Source organism: Labrys sp. KB_33_2 (genome assembly GCF_052114505.1).
Classification (GTDB): Bacteria; Pseudomonadota; Alphaproteobacteria; order Rhizobiales; family Labraceae; genus Labrys.
Genome location: NZ_JBFREW010000005.1, coordinates 338,611 through 359,433, shown reverse-complemented (window position 1 = coordinate 359,433; position 20,823 = coordinate 338,611). Strand labels below are relative to the sequence as shown.

At 64.9% G+C, this 20,823-nt stretch carries 24 protein-coding genes; 13 read left to right on the top strand and 11 right to left on the bottom strand.

Annotated elements, in window-relative coordinates:
• The 6 genes from AB4037_RS12060 to AB4037_RS12035 all read left to right on the top strand — a co-directional run bounded on the left by AB4037_RS12060 (position 1) and on the right by AB4037_RS12035 (position 6,043).
• A complete protein-coding gene (locus AB4037_RS12060) occupies positions 1-1,227 on the top strand; it encodes an amidohydrolase/deacetylase family metallohydrolase (protein ID WP_441771668.1) in 1,227 nt (408 codons plus the stop codon).
• Positions 1,224-2,243, top strand: coding sequence for an ABC transporter ATP-binding protein (locus tag AB4037_RS12055; RefSeq protein ID WP_434960069.1), 1,020 nt, complete (start codon positions 1,224-1,226; stop codon positions 2,241-2,243). The genes AB4037_RS12060 and AB4037_RS12055 overlap by 4 nt, the downstream gene beginning before the upstream one ends.
• Complete coding sequence (locus tag AB4037_RS12050; RefSeq protein ID WP_441771667.1) at positions 2,240-3,232, top strand: ABC transporter ATP-binding protein; 993 nt, start codon at positions 2,240-2,242, stop codon at positions 3,230-3,232. The genes AB4037_RS12055 and AB4037_RS12050 overlap by 4 nt, the downstream gene beginning before the upstream one ends.
• 33 nt (positions 3,233-3,265) lie before the next feature.
• The gene (locus tag AB4037_RS12045; RefSeq protein ID WP_434960067.1) at positions 3,266-3,757 is read left to right on the top strand and encodes a RidA family protein; all 492 of its coding nucleotides are present in this window, start codon (positions 3,266-3,268) and stop codon (positions 3,755-3,757) included.
• 35 nt (positions 3,758-3,792) lie between these two features.
• A complete protein-coding gene (locus tag AB4037_RS12040) occupies positions 3,793-4,992 on the top strand; it encodes an aminotransferase class V-fold PLP-dependent enzyme (RefSeq protein WP_441771666.1) in 1,200 nt (399 codons plus the stop codon).
• A gap of 235 nt (positions 4,993-5,227) precedes the next feature.
• Positions 5,228-6,043, top strand: coding sequence for an IclR family transcriptional regulator (locus AB4037_RS12035; RefSeq protein ID WP_434960065.1), 816 nt, complete (start codon positions 5,228-5,230; stop codon positions 6,041-6,043).
• Between the two features lie 178 nt (positions 6,044-6,221).
• On the opposite strand, the gene AB4037_RS12030 is transcribed toward AB4037_RS12035, so the two are convergent.
• From AB4037_RS12030 to AB4037_RS11990, 9 genes are all read right to left on the bottom strand, one after another.
• Entirely contained in the window at positions 6,222-6,527 is a 306-nt protein-coding gene (locus AB4037_RS12030) for a hypothetical protein (RefSeq protein ID WP_434960064.1), read from the bottom strand.
• Positions 6,528-6,818: 291 nt separating this feature from the next.
• The gene (yghX, locus tag AB4037_RS12025) at positions 6,819-7,706 is read right to left on the bottom strand and encodes a YghX family hydrolase (protein ID WP_441771665.1); all 888 of its coding nucleotides are present in this window, start codon (positions 7,704-7,706) and stop codon (positions 6,819-6,821) included.
• A gap of 193 nt (positions 7,707-7,899) precedes the next feature.
• On the bottom strand, positions 7,900-8,166 hold the full coding sequence (locus AB4037_RS12020; RefSeq protein WP_434960062.1) for a CPCC family cysteine-rich protein: 267 nt from the start codon (positions 8,164-8,166) through the stop codon (positions 7,900-7,902).
• A gap of 173 nt (positions 8,167-8,339) precedes the next feature.
• Positions 8,340-8,966: a hypothetical protein gene (locus AB4037_RS12015; protein ID WP_434960061.1), complete on the bottom strand. Its 627-nt coding sequence runs from the start codon at positions 8,964-8,966 to the stop codon at positions 8,340-8,342.
• A 32-nt stretch (positions 8,967-8,998) separates the two neighbouring features.
• Positions 8,999-9,844, bottom strand: a complete 846-nt coding sequence (locus AB4037_RS12010; RefSeq protein WP_434960060.1) for an ABC transporter permease — start codon at positions 9,842-9,844, stop codon at positions 8,999-9,001.
• The gene (locus AB4037_RS12005; protein WP_441771702.1) at positions 9,844-10,587 is read right to left on the bottom strand and encodes an ABC transporter ATP-binding protein; all 744 of its coding nucleotides are present in this window, start codon (positions 10,585-10,587) and stop codon (positions 9,844-9,846) included. Before AB4037_RS12005 ends, AB4037_RS12010 begins: the two co-directional genes overlap by 1 nt.
• A 67-nt stretch (positions 10,588-10,654) precedes the next feature.
• Positions 10,655-11,143: an SRPBCC family protein gene (locus AB4037_RS12000; protein ID WP_434960059.1), complete on the bottom strand. Its 489-nt coding sequence runs from the start codon at positions 11,141-11,143 to the stop codon at positions 10,655-10,657.
• A gap of 59 nt (positions 11,144-11,202) precedes the next feature.
• A complete protein-coding gene (locus tag AB4037_RS11995; protein WP_434960058.1) occupies positions 11,203-12,177 on the bottom strand; it encodes a YVTN family beta-propeller repeat protein in 975 nt (324 codons plus the stop codon).
• 53 nt (positions 12,178-12,230) lie between these two features.
• Positions 12,231-13,442: an ABC transporter substrate-binding protein gene (locus tag AB4037_RS11990; protein ID WP_441771664.1), complete on the bottom strand. Its 1,212-nt coding sequence runs from the start codon at positions 13,440-13,442 to the stop codon at positions 12,231-12,233.
• 295 nt (positions 13,443-13,737) lie between these two features.
• Here AB4037_RS11990 and AB4037_RS11985 point away from each other — a divergent pair, with 295 nt between their 5' ends.
• The 6 genes from AB4037_RS11985 (at position 13,738) to AB4037_RS11960 (ending at position 18,093) form a co-directional block, all read left to right on the top strand.
• Positions 13,738-14,226 (top strand): DUF2380 domain-containing protein, encoded by a 489-nt coding sequence (locus AB4037_RS11985; RefSeq protein WP_441771663.1) that lies wholly within the window; start codon positions 13,738-13,740, stop codon positions 14,224-14,226.
• Positions 14,227-14,293: 67 nt separating this feature from the next.
• On the top strand, positions 14,294-14,992 hold the full coding sequence (locus AB4037_RS11980; protein WP_441771662.1) for a (5-formylfuran-3-yl)methyl phosphate synthase: 699 nt from the start codon (positions 14,294-14,296) through the stop codon (positions 14,990-14,992).
• Positions 14,989-15,588 carry an amino acid kinase family protein gene (locus AB4037_RS11975; protein ID WP_441771661.1) on the top strand — a complete coding sequence of 200 codons (600 nt, stop codon included), beginning with the start codon at positions 14,989-14,991 and terminating at the stop codon, positions 15,586-15,588. The genes AB4037_RS11980 and AB4037_RS11975 overlap by 4 nt, the downstream gene beginning before the upstream one ends.
• On the top strand, positions 15,585-16,142 hold the full coding sequence (locus AB4037_RS11970; RefSeq protein ID WP_441771660.1) for a flavoprotein: 558 nt from the start codon (positions 15,585-15,587) through the stop codon (positions 16,140-16,142). The genes AB4037_RS11975 and AB4037_RS11970 overlap by 4 nt, the downstream gene beginning before the upstream one ends.
• Positions 16,121-17,515, top strand: coding sequence for a DUF6513 domain-containing protein (locus AB4037_RS11965; protein ID WP_441771659.1), 1,395 nt, complete (start codon positions 16,121-16,123; stop codon positions 17,513-17,515). The genes AB4037_RS11970 and AB4037_RS11965 overlap by 22 nt, the downstream gene beginning before the upstream one ends.
• Positions 17,516-17,517: 2 nt before the next feature.
• Positions 17,518-18,093, top strand: coding sequence for a DUF447 domain-containing protein (locus tag AB4037_RS11960; protein WP_441771658.1), 576 nt, complete (start codon positions 17,518-17,520; stop codon positions 18,091-18,093).
• 93 nt (positions 18,094-18,186) lie between these two features.
• Here the strand turns inward: AB4037_RS11960 and AB4037_RS11955 are convergent, their stop codons facing one another.
• Positions 18,187-19,299: a hydantoinase/oxoprolinase family protein gene (locus AB4037_RS11955; protein WP_441771657.1), complete on the bottom strand. Its 1,113-nt coding sequence runs from the start codon at positions 19,297-19,299 to the stop codon at positions 18,187-18,189.
• Positions 19,300-19,366: 67 nt separating this feature from the next.
• On the opposite strand from AB4037_RS11955, the gene AB4037_RS11950 reads away from it, so the two are divergent.
• Entirely contained in the window at positions 19,367-20,089 is a 723-nt protein-coding gene (locus tag AB4037_RS11950; protein ID WP_441771656.1) for a HisA/HisF-related TIM barrel protein, read from the top strand.
• Between the two features lie 137 nt (positions 20,090-20,226).
• Here the strand turns inward: AB4037_RS11950 and fae are convergent, their stop codons facing one another.
• Positions 20,227-20,733, bottom strand: a complete 507-nt coding sequence (gene fae, locus AB4037_RS11945; RefSeq protein WP_441771655.1) for a formaldehyde-activating enzyme — start codon at positions 20,731-20,733, stop codon at positions 20,227-20,229.
• Positions 20,734-20,823 lie beyond the last annotated feature (90 nt).

Below are 20,823 nucleotides of genomic sequence, written 5' to 3'. Positions count from 1 at the left end.
ATGATCGGCAACCGTTTCCCTCAGGCCGACCGGCCGCTGCTCATCAAGGGTGCCAGGACCATCGGCTTCACCGCCGCGCCGTCCGGCACGCCCCTCGACATCCTGGTCGACCGCGAGGGTCGCATCGCCGAGGCCGCTGCCTCGATCGCGGCCGGCGACGACGTTCGCGTCATCGATGCCGAAGGTCGCTTCCTGTCACCGGGCTGGACTGACCTTCACGTTCACGTCTGGTATGGCGGCACCGACATTTCGCTCAAGCCCGAGCAATGCGGTGCCGCGCGCGGCGTCACCACCATGGTCGATGCGGGCTCGGCCGGAGAGGCCAATTTCCACGGCCTGCGCGAGTTCATCATCGAGCCGGCGCGCGAGAACGTCTACGCCTTCCTCAATCTCGGCTCGATCGGCCTGGTCGCCTGCAACCGGGTCAGTGAACTCATGGACATCCGCTCCATCGATTTCGAGCGGATCATCGCCACCGTCGAGCAGAACCGCGACGTCATCGTCGGCCTGAAGGTGCGCGCCAGCCACGTCATCACCGGCGGCTGGGACCTCACCCCCGTCAAGCTCGCCAAGAAGCTCGGCCGCATTCTCAAGCTGCCGCTGATGGTGCATGTCGGCGAGCCGCCGCCGCTCTATGACGACGTCCTCGGCCTCTTGACCGAAGGCGACATCGTCACCCATTGCTTCAACGGCAAGGCCGGCAGCTCGATCCTGGAGGACGAGGACCTCTATCGCCTCGCCGAAGAGGCGGCGGAGCGCGGCATCGTGCTCGATGTCGGCCATGGCGGCGCCTCCTTCTCCTTCGACGTGGCCAAGGCGGCCCTGGCGCGCGGCCTGCCGCCCCGGACCATCTCCACGGACCTGCACAACCGCTCGCTGGACGGGGCGGTGTGGGACATGGCCACCACCATGTCGAAGCTCCTCTCGCTCGGCATGAAGCTGGAAGAGGTGGTTACCGCCGTGACCACAGAGCCGCGCCGGGCCATCGGCCTCAAGGCGGACGGGTTGCTGGACAAGGGCCAGCCGGCCGAATTCACGCTGTTCGATGTCGTCGACGCCGATCTCACCGTCAAGGACTCGCAGGGCGCGCTCAGCCGGCTCACCCAGGTGTTCGAGCCGCGCCAGGTCGTCCTGGGCGCGGAGGTCGTTGCCGCCCAGCGCTATGTCCCGGCCCAGGCACCGACGGCCGGCAAGCACGCCTGCCCTCATTGCGGATGGCAGTCATGACAGGTTCGACCGCGCCCGACACCATCCTGTCCGTCCAGGACCTGCGCACCTGGTTCGTCAACAAGCGCTTCACCGCCAAGGCGGTGGATGGGGTGACCTTCGATCTCAAGCGCGGCGAGACGCTTGCCGTGGTGGGTGAATCCGGTTCCGGCAAATCCGTCACCAGCCTGTCGATCATGGGCCTGCTCTCCAGGCCCGGCATCATCGCCGGCGGCAAGATCCTGTTCCGCGATCGCGCCGGCGGCGTGCACGACCTCGCCGCCTTTAAGCCCCGCCAGTTTCGCCGCATGCGCGGCCGGGAGATCGCCATGATCTTCCAGGAGCCGATGACCAGCCTCAATCCGCTCTACACGGTGGGCGACCAGATCGGCGAGATGATCGCGCTGCACGAGCCGGTCAACCGCCGGGAGGCCCGCCGCCGGGCGCTCGCCATGCTCAAGCATGTCGAGATACCGGATGCCGCCTCGCGCCTCGACGACTACCCCCACCAGATGTCCGGCGGCATGCGCCAGCGCGTGATGATCGCCATGGCCCTGTCCTGCAACCCATCTTTGCTGATCGCCGACGAGCCGACCACCGCCCTCGACGTCACCATCCAGGCCCAGATCCTCGACCTGCTGCGCCGCCTCCAGGCCGAATTCGGCATGTCCATCCTGTTCATCACCCATAATCTCGGCGTGGTCGCCGAGATCGCCCATAATGTGGTGGTGATGTATGGCGGCCGGGTGGTCGAGCAGGCGCCCGTCATCGATCTCTTCGCCCATCAGCGCCACCCCTATACCAGGGGCCTGCTCGCCTGCACGCCGAACGCGGCGCGCGACATCGATGCCAGCGGCGAGCGCCGGGCCCTGCATTCGATCCCGGGCAATGTGCCTGCGATCACCGCTTTGCCACCGGGTTGCGCCTTCGGACCGCGCTGTTCCCTGGCGCTCGAGGCTTGCAGCGCCGCCATTCCCGACCTGGTCGCGACCGGAGCAGCCAGCTTCTCGCGTTGCATCCGGAGCGCCGAGCTATGACCACAGCCCCCTCTCTCCAGGCCGCGGCCGACACGCCCCTGCTCAGCGTGCAGAACCTCACCAAGCATTTCCCGGCTCGCAATGGGCGCATCGTCCATGCGGTCGAGGACGTCAGCTTCGACGTCAAGCGCGGCGCGACGGTGGGCCTGGTCGGCGAATCCGGCTCGGGCAAGACCACCGCCGGCCGCTCGGTGCTGCGCCTGGTCGAGCCGACCTCCGGCAAGGCGATCTTCGACGGCGTCGACCTGTTCGGCCTCAGCGCCAGAGAAATGCTGGCCTATCGACGCCGGCTGCAGATCGTCTTCCAGGATCCCTTTTCCAGCCTCAATCCGCGCATGCGCATATCAGCCATCATCGGCGAGGCGCTCGATACCTGCGGCTATCCCCGCGGCAAGGCACGCGCCGACCGCGTCGCCGAACTGCTCAGCCTGGTCGGCCTGCCGCCCGAATATGCCACGCGCTTTCCGCATGAATTCTCCGGCGGCCAGCGCCAGCGCATCGGCATTGCCAGGGCCATCGCGGTCGAGCCCGAATTCATCGTGGCCGACGAGCCCGTCTCGGCCCTCGACGTCTCCGTCCAGGCCCAGGTCCTCAACCTGCTCGGCGATCTGAAAAAGAAGCTCAGCCTGACCATGCTGTTCATCGCCCATGACCTCTCGGTCGTCGAATATCTGTGCGACGAAGTGGTGGTGATGTATCTCGGCCGTGTCATGGAGCGGGGCCCGAGCCGGCAGGTCTATGCCGCTCCCCGCCATCCCTATACCAAGGCGCTGCTGGCGACCGCGCCGGTGCCCGACCCCACGCGCCAGCGCATACGCGTGCCGCTGCAGGGCGACATCCCCAGCCCGATCGCGCCACCCTCGGGCTGCGTGTTCCGCACCCGCTGCCCATCCGCCGCGCCGGCCTGCGCCGCCGCCATTCCGCCGGTCGAGCATATCGGCGGCGGGCACCACGTCGCCTGCATCCGCCAAACCGAGCTTTTCGCATGACGACGGCGCTTTTCGCATGATTGGAGTATTTCAATGACCATTTCCGAGACCGTTCCGCGCCAGCAGGCCTCGCCCTATGAGCGGCTGGCAGCGCTCGGAATCACGCTTCCGATCGCGCCCACGCCGATTGCCAATTTCGTCACCCATGTGCAGGAGGGCAAGCTGCTGTTCCTGTCGGGCCAGGGCCCGAACGATGCCCAGGGCCGCTCCCATACCGGCAAGGTCGGCGCCGAAGTATCGGTCGAGGAAGCCTATCGGCACGCCCGCCTGACCGGCATCAACCTGATTGCCGTCATGCAGGACGCGCTGGGCGATCTTTCGCGGGTGCGCCGAGTGGTCAAGCTCTTCGGCATGGTGAACGCCGCGCCTGATTTCGCCGAGCATCCGGCCGTGATCAATGGCTGCTCGGACCTGTTCATCGAAATCTTCGGCGACAGCGGCATCCATGCCCGTTCGGCGGTCGGTCAGGGTTCGCTGCCCGGCCAGATCACCGTCGAGATCGAAGCCATCGTGGCGATCGACTGAACCATTTCCATTTTCGCCTTTCGGAGCCCAAACCCATGTCCGCCAACGACATTCGCAGCCGCCTCGGCCTGAGGCCCGTCATCAACGCATCGGGAACCATGACATCGCTCGGCGCCTCCATCGTGGTGCCGCCCGCCGTGGAAGCGGTCTCGGCGATCCTGAGCGAGTTCGTCGAACTCGGAGACCTTCATCGCAAGGCGAACGCCGTGATCGCCAACCTGACCGGTGCGGAAGCGGGCTTCATCACCGCCTCTTGCTCGGCGGCCATCAGCCTCGCCGTTGCCGCCGCCATGACCGGCGCCGACCTTGCCGCCATCGAACGCCTGCCCGACACCACCGGCCTGAAGAACGAGGTGATCATCCAGTCAGGCCACATGGTCAGCTATGGGGCGCCCATCGAGCAGGCGATCCGCCTCGCCGGGGCCAAGGTCGTGCCCATCGGCCAGGCCACCAGCGCTTCGGCCTATCATTTGGCCGGCGCCATCACCGATCGCACGGCTGCGGCCGTCTATGTCGTCTCCCATCATGTGGTCGACTATGCGCAGATCCCGCTCAGGGTCTTCGCCAAGGTTGCCCATGAGCGCGGCATTCCCGTCATCGTCGACGCGGCCTCCGAATATGATCTTCAGGGCTTCCTGGCCGACGGCGCCGATCTCGTCCTCTATTCCGGCCATAAATTTCTCGGCGGGCCGACCTCCGGCATCGTGGCCGGCCCAAAGGAGCTGGTGCGCAACGTCTATCTGCAGAACCGTGGCATCGGCCGCGGCATGAAGGTCGGCAAGGAAGGTATCGTCGGCACGCTCGCTGCCCTGCAGGCCTGGAAGACCCGCGATCATGACGGCATCCGCGCCCGCGAACGCAAGGCTCTCGATTGCTGGGTGAAGGCTCTCGACGGGAAGCAGGGTGTGAAGGTCGTGATCGTCCCCGATCCGACCCACAATCCGCTCGATCGGCTGCAGGTCTTCGTCGACCCGCAGGAAGCCCGCATCACCGCCTGGGACCTTGCCGACCGCCTTGCCGCGGGCGAGCGCCCGGTGATCGTGCGCGACCACGAGGTCGAGCATGGCTATTTCTTCCTCGATCCCTGCAACCTGCATCCGGGCGAAGAGGAGATCGTGGCGGCGCGCCTCGCCGAGGAACTCGAACAGGCTCGCAAATCCAATATCCCGATCGCCACACCGTTCGATGATCGCCTGCTGGCCCGGGAAGCCGCGATCCTGCATTGGCCCGATTGACGCCATGATGGGTTCGCTAGAGGAGGAAGCGGCTCGGACTTTGTCATACCCGGGCCCGTCCCGGATATCCAGGCGCCGCCACGGACCGCCGGAAGAACTGGATTGCCGGGTCAAGCCCGGCAATGACAAGCGGCACGCTGCCTTCCACGAACGAGGCGAATTGCCGATTGAGGCTACCTTGTTCGACGCCGCCGCGGCAGCGTAGAATGACACGTGATGGAAAGCTCGGAATCCCATGTCCACGACAGCCCTTGAGCGTGACGATGTCAATGAAGGCGGTGCCACCCGGCGCCGCTCGCGCACCAGCGGCATCGACCGCGCCTTGCAGATTCTCGACTATCTGCAGAAGGTCGAGCGTCCGGCCACCGCCTATGAGATCGCGCGCGACATCGGCGCTCCCCTGTCGACGATCTATGTCATCGTCGACGACCTGGTGGAGAAGGAGATGCTCGATCGCCAGGATGGCGGCCTGCTCTGGCTCGGGCCCCGCCTCTATCACTATGGCCTGACCTATGCGCGCACGCTCGACCTCCTGAACGTGGCGGAGCAGGAGATGCACGAACTCGCCCACAGTTCGGGCGAGACCATCCAGATCTGCGGGCGGGACGGCGACCACATGGTCGTGCTGGCCATGGAGGAGGGCAAGGACCATTTCCAGGTGACTTCGCGCGTCGGCACGCGCAGCCCCCTGAACTGGACGGCGTCCGGCCGCATCCTGGTCGGCCATCTGCCGGAAGCGGAGCGGCGCGAGATCTTCGCGCGCTCGGCGATCGCCTCGCCGACCGGCCGCGCCGAGACGGACCAGAATGTGCTGGCGAAGATAGCGGCCGAAGCCCTGGAGCAGGGCCTTTCGATCCAGGCCGGCGACTCCGATTTTGCCGTCGCCTGCATCGCCGCTCCGATCCGCGACAATCAGGGCGCCTGCCGCGCCACGATCTCGATCGTGGTGCCGGACAGGAAGCTCGAGCAGAAGGATCCCGACCTGATCGCCCTGGTCAAGGCCAGCGCGCGACGCATCGAAAGCCGGCTGGGCTGGCAAGCTCGGCGCTGAATAAGACAATTGCGATTGGAAACGATCGTTTCCAATCGTCATCGCCACCCTCCGCCTCCAAGGGGGCGCCAGCGATCCTCCTTCGTCCTGCGGTCGGCTATCGGCAAAAATCTACCGCCGAGGAGCTGGGTGCGGATTGCGTGCAATCACCATGGCTGCGGGACAACCGAGCCTGTCACTAGGCCGCCCGGTTTTTCGACGCTATCAGCATCTCGGCCTCGAGCAGCGCGAATTCGACCATGAGATCGGTGACCGAGAGTTCTGGATGCCTGTCCATGAATTGCTGGGCGCGCAACTGCATGGCGTCCCTGCCGAGGATCATCGCGGCTTCCAGCGGTGAAATCGAGGCGCTATCGTCCTTGGCCCCGGCAAGCTCCTCGACATCGCCATTGGCGACGTGCTCCTGCCATTGAGCCTCTGTCATCTGCCCCGAGAGATAGCAGTCCCGCAGCAATTCGGGGTCCAGCTTTGGCGGCTTCCGCATCGTAAAATACCCAATATTCTACAATATCCTAGGTGGCTGCATCTTGGGCAGGTCGACGGCGGGATGTGTCGCACCTGTTGAAATAGTAATACAATCACCTTCTATGTAATTTTCACTCCGTAGCAAAGAAATTGCGGAAAGTCAGATTAACTCGTCTGGCGGGCAATGGCTGCGCCCGCGTGCGGATGGCGCCATGCCATATCCGGGGACAGCCGGAGCCCCCTTGGCATCTGACAGGAAGCAGCAGGACGCGCAAAGAAGCGCCGAAACAAGACGTTAGGGCAAAATGTCTCAAGCCAGAAAGCGCCGGAACCAGGCGATCGTGCGATCCCAGGCAAGCTTGGCCGCCGCCTCGTCGTAGCGGGGGGTGGAGTCGTTGTGGAAGCCGTGGTTCACGCCCGGATAGATATGGGCCTCATAGGTCTTGCCGCCGGCCTTGAGCGCAGCCTCATAGGCCGGCCAGCCCTCGTTGATGCGGGTATCCAGTTCCGCATAATGGATCAGCAAAGGCGCCTTGATGCGCGGCACGTCCTCGGCCTTGGGTTGCCGCCCATAGAAGGGCACCGCAGCGGCAAGCTCGGGATAGGCCACGGCCGTGGCATTGGCGACCCCGCCGCCATAGCAAAAGCCGGTCATGCCGACCTTGCCGGTCCCCGAACTGTGCTTCATCAGGAACTCGGTTGCCGCAAAGAAATCGTTCATCAGCTTTTCCGGATCGACCTTGGCCTGCAGGTCCCGGCCCTTGTCGTCATTGCCGGGATAGCCGCCGACCGAAGTCAGGCCATCGGGCGCCAGGGCGACGAACCCGGCCTTGGCCACGCGCCGCGCGACATCCTCGATATAGGGATTGAGGCCTCTGTTCTCGTGGACGACGACCACGCCGGGGACGGGGCCGGTCGCCTTGGCCGGGCGCACGAAATAGCCACGGACTTCGCCATTCCCCTTGGGTGAGGAATAGGTGATGTACTCGGCCACGATGTCCGGGTCAGTGAACTGCACCTGCTGCGCATAGGCGTAATTGGGGCTGAGAGAGGCAAGAATGGCTGCTGCCGTGAGGCCACCCACAGCGAATTTGCCGGCATGATCGAGGAACTCGCGCTTGGAGATCTTGCCATGCGCATAGAAGTCGTAGAGTTCGAGGAGTTCCTGAGGGAAATCCCTGGCCGTCATGCGTGTCATCAGTCGCCCCTCCCTTCTCGTTCCCAGGCGGAAGCCTACATGATCTTCGGAAGAGCGGTCTTCACAATGGCGAGATTTTCGGCTTCCGCAGGCGCCAGATCGCGAAGAGCATGAATATCATCCCGCAGCGCGTTGAACGCCCGCCCTTGAGCCACAAAGCCCCCCCGAGTAAGGAGGCCTCAACAATATGTTTTTACGAACGCGTTGGATGATTTGGCTCGAAGCGTTCCGGATCTGAAACGCCAGACTGCTCAAAGTTCCGTCGTGCTTGGGTAAGCGACAAGGAGCCGTTAGGGCCTCCACGAACCTCGTCGGCGTCATGATCGTCCTGGCCATCATCCTCCCAGTGACAGACTGGGCAAACCTCATAGCCACCGCGCTCACCCGGCGTCCGGTAGCGACAACAAGGACACCGGGAGGAACCGGAGCCCAAGGGTCCGACAGGGTGTTGAGAAGTCATTTGCGAAGGCTGCATGCCTGCCGCAACACTGTCAACATGGCTTCGGTACGCCCCCGAATGGCGGCCTTCCACTACAGGGGGAAAAAGCCCGAGAGGGCCTGCGGGCTAAGAGTCCGCAACCGTCCCACATATCGCGGCGCGCATCCGTTTCGGCTGGTCCACCGGCCCCCCCGTCACAAGCGCTGCTGGATACGCCGGGCGATATCGAACAACCGGCGTTCGAGCAAGACCGGCGTCTCGCAGACATAGGTCAGGGAACGGCCGCGCTCCTCGAAGATGCGCTTGTCCCATTTGAGCTGGGTCTCGAGAACATCTGTTTCCTTGCTGCCAACCGCGCTGGGGGAATCCTTGGCGGCGCCGATCTTGTCGCTCTCGTCGCGGATGCGGTCGGCGAGCTTGTTCTGGCCGCGCGCATAGCGGCCGATACCGCCCAGGATCTTGTCGCGCTCCTCGTTGACCAGTTCGAGCACGCCGGCGAACAGGCGGGTCAGGCGGGCGTCCTTCTCCGCGCCCGCCTGCTGCACGAAGCCGTCGAGCAGGCCGTCGACCTCCTCGATCGGCGTCCGGCGCGAAGCGAGCTTCTGCGCCAGCGCGGCCGTGTCGAAATCCTTGGTCCAGTCGCCGGCGGCCGCGATGTCCGGCCCGCTCCAGACCACGCCGGCGCTGAGCGTGCCGACCTTGCGCTGGATGCAGGGCCAATCCGGATCGGGCTGGGGCTGCTGGGCCTGCACGGCGTGACCCCAATCCAGGCCACCGGCCAGCATTACCACGACGATGGCCGGCCGAAGGGTTCGAACCATGGACCTGCCAGATATCGGGGGCCTGCCAGATCTCATGATGCTTCTCCTTTGGGGCCGCCGCGGCGCACCATCAGGCCACGGGCCGGGTCATAGGCGATGAGCGCAGCGGCAAAGAACGCGACCGTGGTGCCTGTAACCACCGCCAGCGCGACCGGCTCGAGCCGGCCATAAAGGGCAAAGCGCACCAGCTCGACCCCATGGGTGAACGGATTGGCAAGGCAGGTCAGATAGAGCCCCTCGCTCGCCTCGCGGATGCGCCACAGGGGGTACAGTGCCGAGGAAGCAAAGAACATCGGGAAGATCACGAAATTCATCACGCTGGCGAAATTCTCGAGCTGGCGGATCAGCGAAGACAGGAAGAGGCCGATCGAACCGAGCATCAGGCCGGTCAGGATCAGAGCCGGCAAGGCCAGGACATAGCCCTGCACCGGCGCATCGACATCCCACCAGGCCGCGATCGCCAGGAAGACATAGACCTGCAGCACCGACACCAGCACGCTGGCCATGAGCTTGGCGGCCAGCAGCGACCAGCGCGGGAACGGGCTGGTGAGCAGCACCCGCATCGAGCCGACTTCGCGGTCATAGACCATCGAAAGCGAGGACTGCATGCCGTAGAAGAGCTGGATCATCACCGCCAGCCCGGGCACGACATAAGTCTCGTAGAGCACATAGGTCTCGTAGGGCGGCTGGATCGAGACGCCGAGCACGCTGCGAAAGCCGGCTGCGAAGATGAAGAGCCAGATCAGCGGGCGTACCAGCGCCGAGAGGAAACGTTCCTTCTGGTTGACGAAGCGCAGCATCTCCCGATGCGCTATGCCGCCGAGGCAGACGAGATAGCCCGAAAAATTCAACCGCGAGGAGAGTGCCGCATCCGACATCAGGCTGCTTCCTTGTCCGTCAGGCGGCGGAAAGTCTCCGCCAGGCTGGCGCCGCTGCGGGCCGCGAGCACGGCCGCCTTGCCCTCGGCGACGATCCGTCCCTGATGCAGCACATAGACGTCGTCATTCTCGGCGATCTCCTCGAAGATGTGGGTGGCCCACAGCACTGCGATGCCGTCCTCGACCACCAGGCGCCGCACGGTGGCGACGATGTCGGCCCGGGCCTGGAGATCGAGGCCGACGGTCGGCTCGTCCAGGAGCAGGAGGCGCGGCCTGTGCACCAGAGCGCGGGCGATCTCCACCCGACGGGCCTGGCCGCCGGAAAGCGTACGCACCTTCTCGTCGGCCCGCTCGGCCAAGCCGACGCGCTGCAGAAGCGCCAGGATGTGCTCGCGCATCGCCCGCCCGCCGAGGCCGTGCAAGGCCGCGTGATAGGCAAGGTTCTGGCGCACCGTCAGATCGGAATCGAGCGTGCGGGCCTGGAAGACGACGCCGAGTTCGGCCAGGGCCCGCGACGGCTTGAGGCGCAGATCCTGTCCATAGACCTCGACGCTGCCGGAGCGGTTCTGATAGAGCCGCGTCACGATCGAGAACAAGGTCGTCTTGCCGGCACCGTTCGGTCCCAGCAAGGCAACGAAGCGCCCTGCCAGCACCTCGAGCGAGACATCGACCAGTGCTTCGCGTTTGCCGAAATGATGGCCGACGGCCGAGACCGAGAGCGCCGGCTTGTCCGAATGAACCATCATGGTCGATCCCCGTCGCGCCGAAAGGGCGACAGGATACACCAAGGCCGGGCAACCGCTGCAGCCATCACTTGCCTTTGAGCTTTGCCTTGAGCTCGAGCAGGCCGGCCAGATAGATATCCGCGACCGCCTTGCGGGCGGCCTGTCCCGTCACGCCCTTGGGATCGAAGGTGGACGACCAGGTGATGGCGATCTTGCCGGGCTCGTCGTCCTCTTCCACCTTCAGCGTGGAGACGTAATTCTCGATCGGCAGGGGACTTTCGAGAATGGCATAGGTATAGGACGTGTCCTTGTCGTCCCATTTGACCAGCTTTTCGACGAATTTGGCGCCGTCCTTGGTGGTGAGCGTGCGGATCTTGGCGCCGTCTTTTTCCGAAAGCTCGCAGGAAGCAATGGCCGGATGCCAGGTCTTGATGCCACAGAAATCGCCGATCAGGGCCCAGGCCTTGGCCGGCGTGCCCTTGCCCTCGACACGATTGGAGTTCTTTTCCGCAAGGGCCGGGCTGCAGGCAAGGCCCAGTACCGTCAGGGTACCGACGAGAGTCGCGATACGCATGGTCTTCCTCCCAAGATCTTCCAATTGCTTCATCTGGCTGATTGAATCGTGGCGTGGCATCAGTTCGGCGAGACCACCACACCCCATGGCGCTTCACCGACCGGAATGGTCTTGATCACCTTCTGGCTTGCGACGTCGATCACCGACACGTCGTTGGAATTGCCGTTGGTAGCGTAGAGGTATTTTTCGTCCGGCGTGAAGGCGAGCTGCCAGACGCGCTGGCCGACCAGCAGATATTTTTCAACCTCGAGCGTCTCGCCATTGATCACCGCAACGCGGTTGGCCGGCCCGAGCGCCACGAAGGCGGTCTTGCCGTCCTTGGTGACGCGGACGCCGACTGGCTGGATCGTCTCGGCGGTGACACCGGGGACCTGGAACTCGATCCTCTTGAGGATCTTGCGTGTCGCCGGCTCGATCACGGTGACCGTGCCGCCGACCTCGGCGCTGACCCAGACCTTGGAATTGTCCTTGTTGAACTCGGCAAAACGGGGGCGCGAATCCACCAGCACGCTGTCAATAACTTGGAAGCTCGAGGTGTCGATGAAATGGGCCATGTTGGTGGTCTCGGAGGTATTCACCAGCATCTTGCCATCGGGGCTGATGCCCATGCCCTCCGGCTCCACGCCGACGGGCACGGTGGCGAGCACCTTGTTCTGCTGCACGTCCACCACCGTCACCAGTGCATCGTCCTCATTGGCGATATAAAGGGGATTGCCCGAAGGATGCAGGATGAAGAGTTCGGGATCGGGGCCGGATTGCAAGGTGCGGGCCACCTTCATCGTCGCCGTGTCGATCACCTCGACGCCGTCATCGTCGCTGGCGCACAGATAGAGGGACTTGCCGTCATTGGAGATGGTGATGCCCCGTGGGCGCCGGCCGGTCGGCACGGTCTGCTTCACGGTCTGGGTCTCGGAATCGATCACGGTGATCGAATTGCCCTTCTCGTTGGAGACATAGACCGTATAGGCCTGCGCCGTCCCGGCCAGAAGGGTCGTCGCAAGCCCCAGCAAAACGGCCTTGACGATATACGGCATGGTCCGGCTCCTCTTTAGGCGGGCTCCCGCCAAGCATTCGTGGCAATCGGTGTTCATGGCAAATGGCACTGGCTCTCGGGCTGATCGACGCCAAGCGTGTCAAGCACGCTGCGCTGGTGCAGATAGCCGGGTTGCGGCGAGACCGAGACGATCGCCATGGGCTGGGCGATCAGCACCGGCTGGCGCAGCTGATGGTCCCAGCCTCGAAAATTCACCGGCACGCCCTTAAAGGCAGCCAGCTGGAATTTCGGATCGACGAGGAAGGTAGAGATCGTGGCTGGATCCGCGGATTTGGTGCGTGTGGCCGCTTCCCCGACGGCGCGCACCGCCACCCAGGCTTGATAGTCGATCGGCCGCATGGTCCGTTTGGCGCGCTTGAAGAAGCGGCTCTGCAATTGCGCAGAGCCCCAGGCATCCTGGGCGCGGTGCCAGGACGCGGCGATCAGCCCTTGCGTGCCGGCAATGACCTTGGGGTCCCAGGTGCGATAGGCCAGATAATCGCCGAAATCGGCCTCCTCATCGGCCACCACCATGATGTCGTAATCCGTGCCGCGGCTGAACACCAGGGCGTCCGATTGGGTGATGCTGTCGCTGCGGGCGCGTGCGAGCGGGCCGAACGTCCAGGCTTTCTCGGCGGCGAGGGTAAGGCCGAATTTCTTGGCCGATTGCCTGAGGGCGTCGGCATAGAGCTTGTCGGCCTCTGTTGGCCCATAGGTAAGGAAAAGCTTCATCCAGCGCTTGGTCGCCAGATACTGCACCAGTGCGTCCGTCACCATGGCCCGGCTCGGCGGGACGTGGAACACATTGGCGCGGCAATCGGCGCCACGCAGCCGATCGTCCTGCGCAGCGGCATTGAACACCAGGACCGGACGCCCCTTGAGGGCATCGGCAACTGCCAGCAGTTCGTCCGCCGGAAGAGCGACGACGAGATATTTGGCTCCCCCGTCGGCCAGCTTCACGGCTGCCTCCACCGGCGACTGGCCCTTGTCGAGCACGGCCTGGTCCAGCACGTAGCGCTGGCCGGAAAAGCGGCCCGTGGTGTTGTTGTCGTCGATGGCGAGCCCGGCGCCGGCAGCAGCCTCGTCTTCCGGCGTGGGATCGAGTTCGTAGAGAGCGGGCGGCGGCGCCTTGTGGGTGATGACGCCGATATGGATTTCGAGCGGTTCGGCGGCCCTTGCCGTGTCGCAACCCAGCACAGACACAAAGGCAAGCAGCAGCGCCGCCATCAGGCCGGACAGGCTTTTTGATCTCGCAGCCGGTAACACATTTCGCTCCCGAACGCGCAGGCCTCTGCGTGCCTGAACATCGGAAAGCTTACGCACTGCAATTGAAGAACGTCAACTTAATATACCTAAGGAAATTATAAGCTGAATACAGTCTGTACTGGCTTTCATGTTCATGGCAATTTTCACCGCAACGTGAAATGATATGCTTTCATAGAATATTCTTATTTGTGAAGGGACCACTGTGCTTGATTGGATGTCCCTGATTGTAGGAACGCACCAGCGCAGCCTGAAGTATTGGATCGGAAGGCGTCGCGGCCAGCTGCGGCAGACAGGCATGGCAATACTTGTCCTGCTGGCAACGGCTGCCGTCTTCCCTTCGCAGGGTCGGGCCGGCGGGGCCGACAAGGCTCTGCTCACTCTGCCCTTCGGCTATCTCGACACCTCCGGCGAGGCATCCGACCAGAAGACAGCCCACGCAGACCGGCTGAAGGCAATGTCGGACCATCTGACCGGCCGCCTGCAGGCAGGTGGTTTTTATCGTATCGTTGCGGCAACGCCAGGAATCATCGCCTGTACCGGCAACGATCAGGATTGCCTGCTGAACGAAGCGCGCAAGGCCGGTGCGGATCTCATCCTGACCGGCGCCGTGCACAAGACCAGCACCCTGATCTCGGCGATCTGGGTCGGTGTTTTCGATGCCAAGGACGGCAAGCGTATCTTCTTCCGGCAGATCAGCTTCCGAGGCGATACGAACGAGGCCTGGCAGCACGCCACGGATTTCGTTCTGGGCCAGTTGCAGGAGGAGGCACGGCGGCCGCGATAAATTTCGCACGGTTGCCGCCGAACGCCCATAGGGGCATTGTAGAGGACAAAAGGGAAGGTTGCGCATCGTGAGCCGTTTGCTCGTCAGCGTCGTCGACAGCGCCGAGGCCCGATTGGCCCATTCGCAAGGCGCCGATTTCATCGACGCCAAGGATCCTGAGGCCGGTGCGTTGGGCGCCCTTCCTCTTGAGACCATCCGCGCTATCTGCGCCTGCCTGCCGGCCGATGCCGTCACCAGTGCCGTCGCCGGGGATGACGAGGATATCGGGCAACTTGCCGACAGCGCCCTCGCGATCGCGGCAACCGGGGTCAGCTTCATCAAGCTGGGCCTGGGCAGAGCAACGGCTTGCCCCCCTGCCGTCGCCGAGCTCGGTCGGCTGCTTGGCGGACGGGGGCGCTTCATCGCGGTGCTGTTCGCCGACGAAGATCCACCCCTGTCACTGACGGCATCTCTCCATGAAGCCGGTTTCGCCGGAGTCATGCTGGATACGCGGCAGAAGAAAGGCATCCGCCTGCCCGACCTGCTGACGGCGGACCAGATCGCCTCCTTCGTGGCGGGCTGTCACCGGCTCGGCCTGATGTGCGGGCTTGCCGGCTCCCTGCGCGTCGAGGACGTCGAGCCGCTCGCCGCCCTCGGCCCCGACTATCTCGGCTTTCGCGGCGGGCTCTGCCTGGCGGGCGATCGCCGAGGCCAGCTCGATCCTCTGGCCATCGGCCGCGCCGCCAGTCGCCTTCAGGCTATTCGGCATGGCGAGCAGGCCGCATGAGCCTGACCGTGGTCAAGATCGGTGGCAGCCTGTGCGGATCGGCCCGCCTCGACCGACTGCTCGAACAACTCGCCGGCGAAACGAAGGCACCGCTCGTGCTGGTTGCCGGCGGTGGCCCCTTTGCCGATGCGGTGCGCCAGGTGCAGGCCGCCATGCCCTTCGACGACGTCCTCGCTCATCGCCTCGCGCTCGACGCCATGACACATTTGGCCGAGATATTGGCAACCCGGCATCCGCGCCTGACAGCGGTCGGGGACAGGGCCGGAGTCACCGCCGCCCTCCGGCAGGGCAAGCTCCCGATCTGGCATCCTGCCGAGCTGCGCGCGGGGCATCCGGACATCACCGAGAGCTGGGAGGTGACGTCGGACAGCCTGGCTGCCTGGCTGGCTGCCGAACTGGGCGCCGACAGGCTCGTCCTGCTCAAGTCCATCGACGCGCCAGCCGATTCGACACCCGCCGCCCTGGCTGCGGCCGATGTCGTCGACGCCCATTTTCCCCGCTACGCGGCCCGGTTTGCCGGCTCCATCATGGTGGCTGGTCCTTCCAGCGACGACAGGCTTGCTGCGCTGTTCTCCATTCCCTGCGAGGCCTCATGAGCCGGCGTTCACCGCAGCCACGCCTTGCCTGGGCCCTCACCGGTTCCGGCCATTACTTCACCGAATGCCTGGAACTGATCCGCGAGGTGGGTGACTGCGATCTCTTCGTCACCCGGGCCGCGGCCGAGGTGATCCGCATGTATCGCAAGCAGTTCGACGCGCTGCCCAAGGGCACGCGGCTGATCAAGGACACCACGGCGAGCGCCGCCCCGGTCGGCGCCTTCTACCATGGCGATTACCATACGCTGGTGGTGGCGCCGGCGACCTCGAACACCGTGGCCAAATGTGTTTTCGGCATTTCCGATACACTCGCCACCAATGTCTATGCGCAGGCCGGCAAATGCCGCATTCCCTCGATCGTGTTTGCCTGCGACACCGCACCTGAAATGGAGACGCAGGCTCCCTCCGGCATGGTCAAGGTCTATCCAAGGCGCATCGACCTCGACAATGTCGAAAGGCTCAAGGAGTTCGAGGCGACGACGGTGGTCGAAACCTATGAGAGCCTGCGCCAGGCTGTGCTGGAAAGGCTGAAATGCGTGAACACCTCGCCCTGATCACCGGCCATCTCAGCCGTGTCAGGCTCGAGCGCACGCTGACCGCACTGGGTCCGGCTTCCTTCGACTGGACGATCCTCGATGCCGGAGTCAAGGTCGCCGCCCTGATGACGGAGGAGATCATCCGCCGGCGCATCACCCTGCCCGAGGGCATCACCCGCGTGCTGCTGCCCGGCCGCTGCCGGGCCGATCTTGCGGCCCTCTCCGCCCATTTCGGGCTTCCCGTGGACCGCGGCCCCGACGAGATCGCCGACCTGCCGGCTTTTCTCGGCAGGGGCGGCCATCCGCCCGATCTTTCGCACCACGACGTCACCATCTTTTCCGAGATCGTCGAGGCCTCGCAGCTTTCGCCCGGGCAATTGCTGGAACGCGCGCGCGCCATGGCGGCCAAGGGCGCCGACGTCATCGATCTCGGCGCGCTTCCAGATACGCCCTTCCCGCATCTCGAAGACAGCATAAGATTGCTCAAGCAGTATGGTTTCAGGGTCAGCGTCGACAGCGCTTCGCCCACCGAACTCAGGCGCGGCGCCGAGGCCGGCGCCGATTTCCTGCTGAGCCTCAACGAGCACACGCTCGATCTCGCTTTGGGGACGCAGGCGATCCCGGTGCTGGTGCCGGTGGAGCCCAGCGATCTCGCCTCGCTGCTGCGGGCGGTCGATCGCATGGAGCAGGCCGGCCGGCCCTATATCGCCGATCCCGTGCTCGATCCCATCCATTTCGGCTTTGCGGCTTCCCTTGCGCGCTATGTCGAGTTCCGACGCCTGAAGCCGCAAGCCGAGATCCTGATGGGGACCGGCAATCTGACCGAGCTGACCGAAGCCGACAGCCTGGGCCTGACCGCCTTGCTGATGGGGATCTGCTCGGAGCTCGCCATCCGCCAGGTGTTGGTGGTCCAGGTGAGCGCCCACACCCGCCGCACGCTGCAGGAGCACGACGCCGCGCGTCGGGTGATGTTCGCGGCCAAGGCCGACGGATCCCTGCCCAAGGGCTATGGCTCGGCCCTGCTCGCCTTGCACGACAAGCGGCCGGTGGTGAGCTCCCCGGAGCAGGTACAGCAGAATGCGCAGGCCGTGCGCGATGCCAATTTCCGCATCGAAGTCAGTGATGACGGCATCCACACCTATAACCGCGCCATCCATGCCCACGGCACGGAGGCCCTGGCCTTCTATCCGCAGCTCGGCGTCACCGACGATGCGGCCCACGCCTTCTATCTCGGCACGGAACTGGCCAAGGCCGAGACCGCCTGGCGGCTCGGCAAGCGTTACGCCCAGGACGAGCCGCTCGACTTCGGCTGCGCCGCAGACAGGCCGAGCGAGGACGCCACCGGCTTCAAGGCACCGGGTCATACGCTGGCCGGCCGCAAGGAAAAATAACGATGCCGCGCATTCTCGAAACCATCGTGACCACGCTCAATGCCGATGGCAGCGCGCATCTGGTGCCCTTCGGCCTGATCGAGGACGGCGAACATTATGTCGTCGCCCCCTTCCGCCCCTCGCCGACCATCGCCAATCTGGAGCGCCATCCTTTCCTCGCCGCCGCCGCTCCGGTCGACATCAGGGTGATCGCCGGCTGCGTTACCGGCCGGCGCGAGTGGACGACCTGCCCCTGCGAGCGGATCGAGGGCGTGAGGCTGGCCGAGGCCTTCGCCCATATGGAGCTCGCAGTCGAGGAGGTGGTTGCCGACGAGGTCAGGCCGCGCTTTCGCTGCCGCGTCGTCCACCAGGCCGTGCATCAACCCTTCCGCGGTTACAACCGGGCCCAGGCGGCCGTGCTGGAAGCCGCCATCCTGTCGACGAGGCTGCATATGCTCAGCCCCGACAAGATCCGCACAGAGATGGATTATCTGCGCATCGCCATCAGCAAGACGGCCGGCCAAGCCGAACTGGAAGCCTGGCAGTGGATCGAGGCAAAGATCCTGGCCGGGCTGAAACCGGCTGGCTCGTCCGGCTGAGGTGCGGTCCCCCGGACCCAGACTGGCTCTGTCATCCCCGGCGAGCCACATCGTGGCGAGGGAAGGGGATCCAGGGCCCGCGCGTGGAGTCTTTCAGCTTCTGGATCCCCTTCCTTCGCTTCGCTCGCCGGGGATGACAGTCTGTTCGGCGGCGAGCAGTGCGAGCGACACTGCCGGCGCGCAGGAGGAGGCCCAGTAGCTCTTCGATCCGTCAGAGCTCGGCACCAGATCGGCAAGATCGTGATAGGCCAGGCCCATGCGGGTCGCCAGCGCCTGCGCCACGAAGCGGCCAACCCCGCAACCCACCAGAGGCGGGCGCGCCTCCCCTTTTCGGCGCGACAGGATGCGGGCGGCGGCGTCGTGCAGGCGGCGCAGCTGCAGCTCGGCGAAATGGGCTGCAAGCTCGCTCCAGACATGATCGGGCGCATCGCCCGCATCCTGGCCGACAACGCGTGCCAGCCGGGTGCGCGTGGAGGCGAGGCTCTTGTCGCGGCCATCGGCCGTGTCGTGCTGGTCGGCCTCCTCGGGCAAGGTGCCGAGCAGGCGATGGACATCGGCAATGGTGGCGAAATGCTCGGCGACCAGCGTGACATCCTGCCCCTGGAAGGGCAGTCTGTCGGCGAGCGACATCAGGGGCGTACGCACCACGCCGGCATAGACCAGCTCGCCCGACGCCAGCCTCTCGGCGTCGGTGTAGCCAAGGCCCGCAACACTCCCTTCCTCGATCGGGATGAGGTCGGAGGTGGTGGATCCGATATCGACCAGCAGGGCATTCGGCAGGCGGGAGGCGACGAAGGCGGCTGTCGCGTGCCAGTTGGCCGAGGCAACATCCACCGCATGAGCAACCGCGCGATGGGGCGGCAGGAAGCCCGTCCGTCCACCATAGATGGCGATCTCGCCCTGGCAATGACGGGTCGCCCAGTCAGTCAGGGCGGCAACGCCGGTAGCGCGGTCGTCGAACAATGCGCTGAGCTCGCCGGTCATGGTCACGGCATGCCGACGTGCTTGCCGTGACCAGGCCGGCAAGGCAGCAAAGGCTCTGTCGAGCACTGCAAGCCCCTGCCTGAGTTGGTAGGGTGCCTGCGTCACCGCCAGCAGCCGGCCCTGTGCCACGGCAGCGACCTTGACGTGCACGCCGCCGAGGTCCCAGCCCAGCACCAGATCACCCCCGGCGATCTCGGGATCATGATGCTCCGTCGAGTCCATAGCTGTCGCTTCCACCGTTCACGGCATCGTGCCACAAAGACGGCACGTCACCGATAGAGTTGTCATCATGCCCGCACCGGATCGACAGGACGAAAGCCATGCCGCGCGGCGGGAAAGCTCGGGTGTCGAGATCGTGCCGGTGATCGATCTCCGGTACGGATCGGTGGTGCGGGCCAAGGCAGGCGATCGCGCCCATTACCAGCCGATCGTTACGCCGCTCAGCCCCACGGCAGATCCGGTCGATGTCGCCGCCGGCCTGCTCGCTGCCGTACCGGCCCGCCATCTCTATGTCGCCGATCTCGACGGTATCGAGGGACGCGGGCGCGATGTCGCCAGTCTCCGACGCCTCGCCAGCGCCTTTCCGGCGGTGCGTCTGTGGGTCGACTCGGGCATTGCCACCCGCTCCGAAGCTGAGGCCTTCCTGGCAGAGGGGCTCGGCCTTCCTGTACTCGGCTCGGAGAGCCAGACTGACGACGAGCTCGTGCGGGACTTGGCCGATCATGCCGTGCTGTCCCTGGATTTTCGCGGCGAGGACTATGTCGGCCCGGCCGCGATCCTCGCCACGCCGTCGATCTGGCCGGAGCGGGTGATCGTCATGACGCTGGGGCGCGTGGGTATGGGTAGCGGACCCGATCTCGAACGGCTGTCCGCGCTTCGCCGGCAAGCTCCCGCCCGTTGCAGGCTTTATGCCGCAGGCGGTCTTCGGGACGGGCATGACCTTGCCGCCCTCTCGAAGATCGGCGTGTCCGGCATTCTCGTCGCCTCGGCCCTGCATGACGGGCGCCTCTGAAACAAAAACTCAGGTCTCGCCGGAGGAAACAGGTTCCCTCCGGCGAAATTTCAGCGTCCGAGAAAGATGGCGGCCAGCCGCTGAAGCAGGCCTGCAGGCATGGGCGCAGGCGGCTCCTGCCCAGGGCTGTCCCCTATCTAAGCGGCGAAGGGGTGCTTGACCTCTTCGCGCTTGCTGGTGGCTTCCGCCGCGCTCGGCCAGCCGGTAACCGCCCGCTCGATCGCCTGCTTGGTCGCTTCGTAATTGTATTTCTGGATCTTGGCGTCGTCGTCCGCCAGCCAATGGATGAAGACACCCACGCTGATGAAGATGTCGTCGGCCTCGTCGGCGGGAATGGTACCGTCGGCGACGCTGTCCTGTACCGCGCGCGCCACGGCGTGCTGAGCCGGGCCGAACATCTGCACGGCCTGCTTGGCGCCCTTGATGGTCACCTTGTTGAACAGCAAGGTGTTGGGCTTGCATTGCAGGTTTGGGGCGATCACCGCGAGAAGCGAGGTGAAGCCATCCTTGTTGTTGGTGAGGGCATTGCAGAACGCCGTCTCCGCGGCCGAGCCGCGAGGACCCATGATCAGGTCGATATGAGCGACTTCATTGCCGTCGCCGACAAGGGATTCACCGATCAAAACCTTGTTGATCTTTGCCATATTCGATAGTCCTCCCTGCGAGAACAAAGGCCCCGATCCCTGGGAACGGCGGCCGGGCCATCTATCCTTGTTTGCAGCGTTCGGCACGGC

Bases quoted from the DNA above. Each gene is read 5' to 3' on its own strand.
- AB4037_RS12060 (WP_441771668.1), top strand. From the start codon at position 1: ATGATCGGCAACCGTTTCCCTCAGGCCGACCGGCCGCTGCTCATCAAG.
- AB4037_RS12055 (WP_434960069.1), top strand. From the start codon at position 1,224: ATGACAGGTTCGACCGCGCCCGACACCATCCTGTCCGTCCAGGACCTG.
- AB4037_RS12050 (WP_441771667.1), top strand. From the start codon at position 2,240: ATGACCACAGCCCCCTCTCTCCAGGCCGCGGCCGACACGCCCCTGCTC.
- AB4037_RS12045 (WP_434960067.1), top strand. From the start codon at position 3,266: ATGACCATTTCCGAGACCGTTCCGCGCCAGCAGGCCTCGCCCTATGAG.
- AB4037_RS12040 (WP_441771666.1), top strand. From the start codon at position 3,793: ATGTCCGCCAACGACATTCGCAGCCGCCTCGGCCTGAGGCCCGTCATC.
- AB4037_RS12035 (WP_434960065.1), top strand. From the start codon at position 5,228: ATGTCCACGACAGCCCTTGAGCGTGACGATGTCAATGAAGGCGGTGCC.
- AB4037_RS12030 (WP_434960064.1), bottom strand. From the start codon at position 6,527: ATGCGGAAGCCGCCAAAGCTGGACCCCGAATTGCTGCGGGACTGCTAT.
- yghX (WP_441771665.1), bottom strand. From the start codon at position 7,706: ATGACACGCATGACGGCCAGGGATTTCCCTCAGGAACTCCTCGAACTC.
- AB4037_RS12020 (WP_434960062.1), bottom strand. From the start codon at position 8,166: ATGACTTCTCAACACCCTGTCGGACCCTTGGGCTCCGGTTCCTCCCGG.
- AB4037_RS12015 (WP_434960061.1), bottom strand. From the start codon at position 8,966: ATGGTTCGAACCCTTCGGCCGGCCATCGTCGTGGTAATGCTGGCCGGT.
- AB4037_RS12010 (WP_434960060.1), bottom strand. From the start codon at position 9,844: ATGTCGGATGCGGCACTCTCCTCGCGGTTGAATTTTTCGGGCTATCTC.
- AB4037_RS12005 (WP_441771702.1), bottom strand. From the start codon at position 10,587: ATGGTTCATTCGGACAAGCCGGCGCTCTCGGTCTCGGCCGTCGGCCAT.
- AB4037_RS12000 (WP_434960059.1), bottom strand. From the start codon at position 11,143: ATGCGTATCGCGACTCTCGTCGGTACCCTGACGGTACTGGGCCTTGCC.
- AB4037_RS11995 (WP_434960058.1), bottom strand. From the start codon at position 12,177: ATGCCGTATATCGTCAAGGCCGTTTTGCTGGGGCTTGCGACGACCCTT.
- AB4037_RS11985 (WP_441771663.1), top strand. From the start codon at position 13,738: ATGGCAATACTTGTCCTGCTGGCAACGGCTGCCGTCTTCCCTTCGCAG.
- AB4037_RS11975 (WP_441771661.1), top strand. From the start codon at position 14,989: ATGAGCCTGACCGTGGTCAAGATCGGTGGCAGCCTGTGCGGATCGGCC.
- AB4037_RS11970 (WP_441771660.1), top strand. From the start codon at position 15,585: ATGAGCCGGCGTTCACCGCAGCCACGCCTTGCCTGGGCCCTCACCGGT.
- AB4037_RS11965 (WP_441771659.1), top strand. From the start codon at position 16,121: ATGCGTGAACACCTCGCCCTGATCACCGGCCATCTCAGCCGTGTCAGG.
- AB4037_RS11960 (WP_441771658.1), top strand. From the start codon at position 17,518: ATGCCGCGCATTCTCGAAACCATCGTGACCACGCTCAATGCCGATGGC.
- AB4037_RS11955 (WP_441771657.1), bottom strand. From the start codon at position 19,299: ATGGACTCGACGGAGCATCATGATCCCGAGATCGCCGGGGGTGATCTG.
- AB4037_RS11950 (WP_441771656.1), top strand. From the start codon at position 19,367: ATGCCCGCACCGGATCGACAGGACGAAAGCCATGCCGCGCGGCGGGAA.
- fae (WP_441771655.1), bottom strand. From the start codon at position 20,733: ATGGCAAAGATCAACAAGGTTTTGATCGGTGAATCCCTTGTCGGCGAC.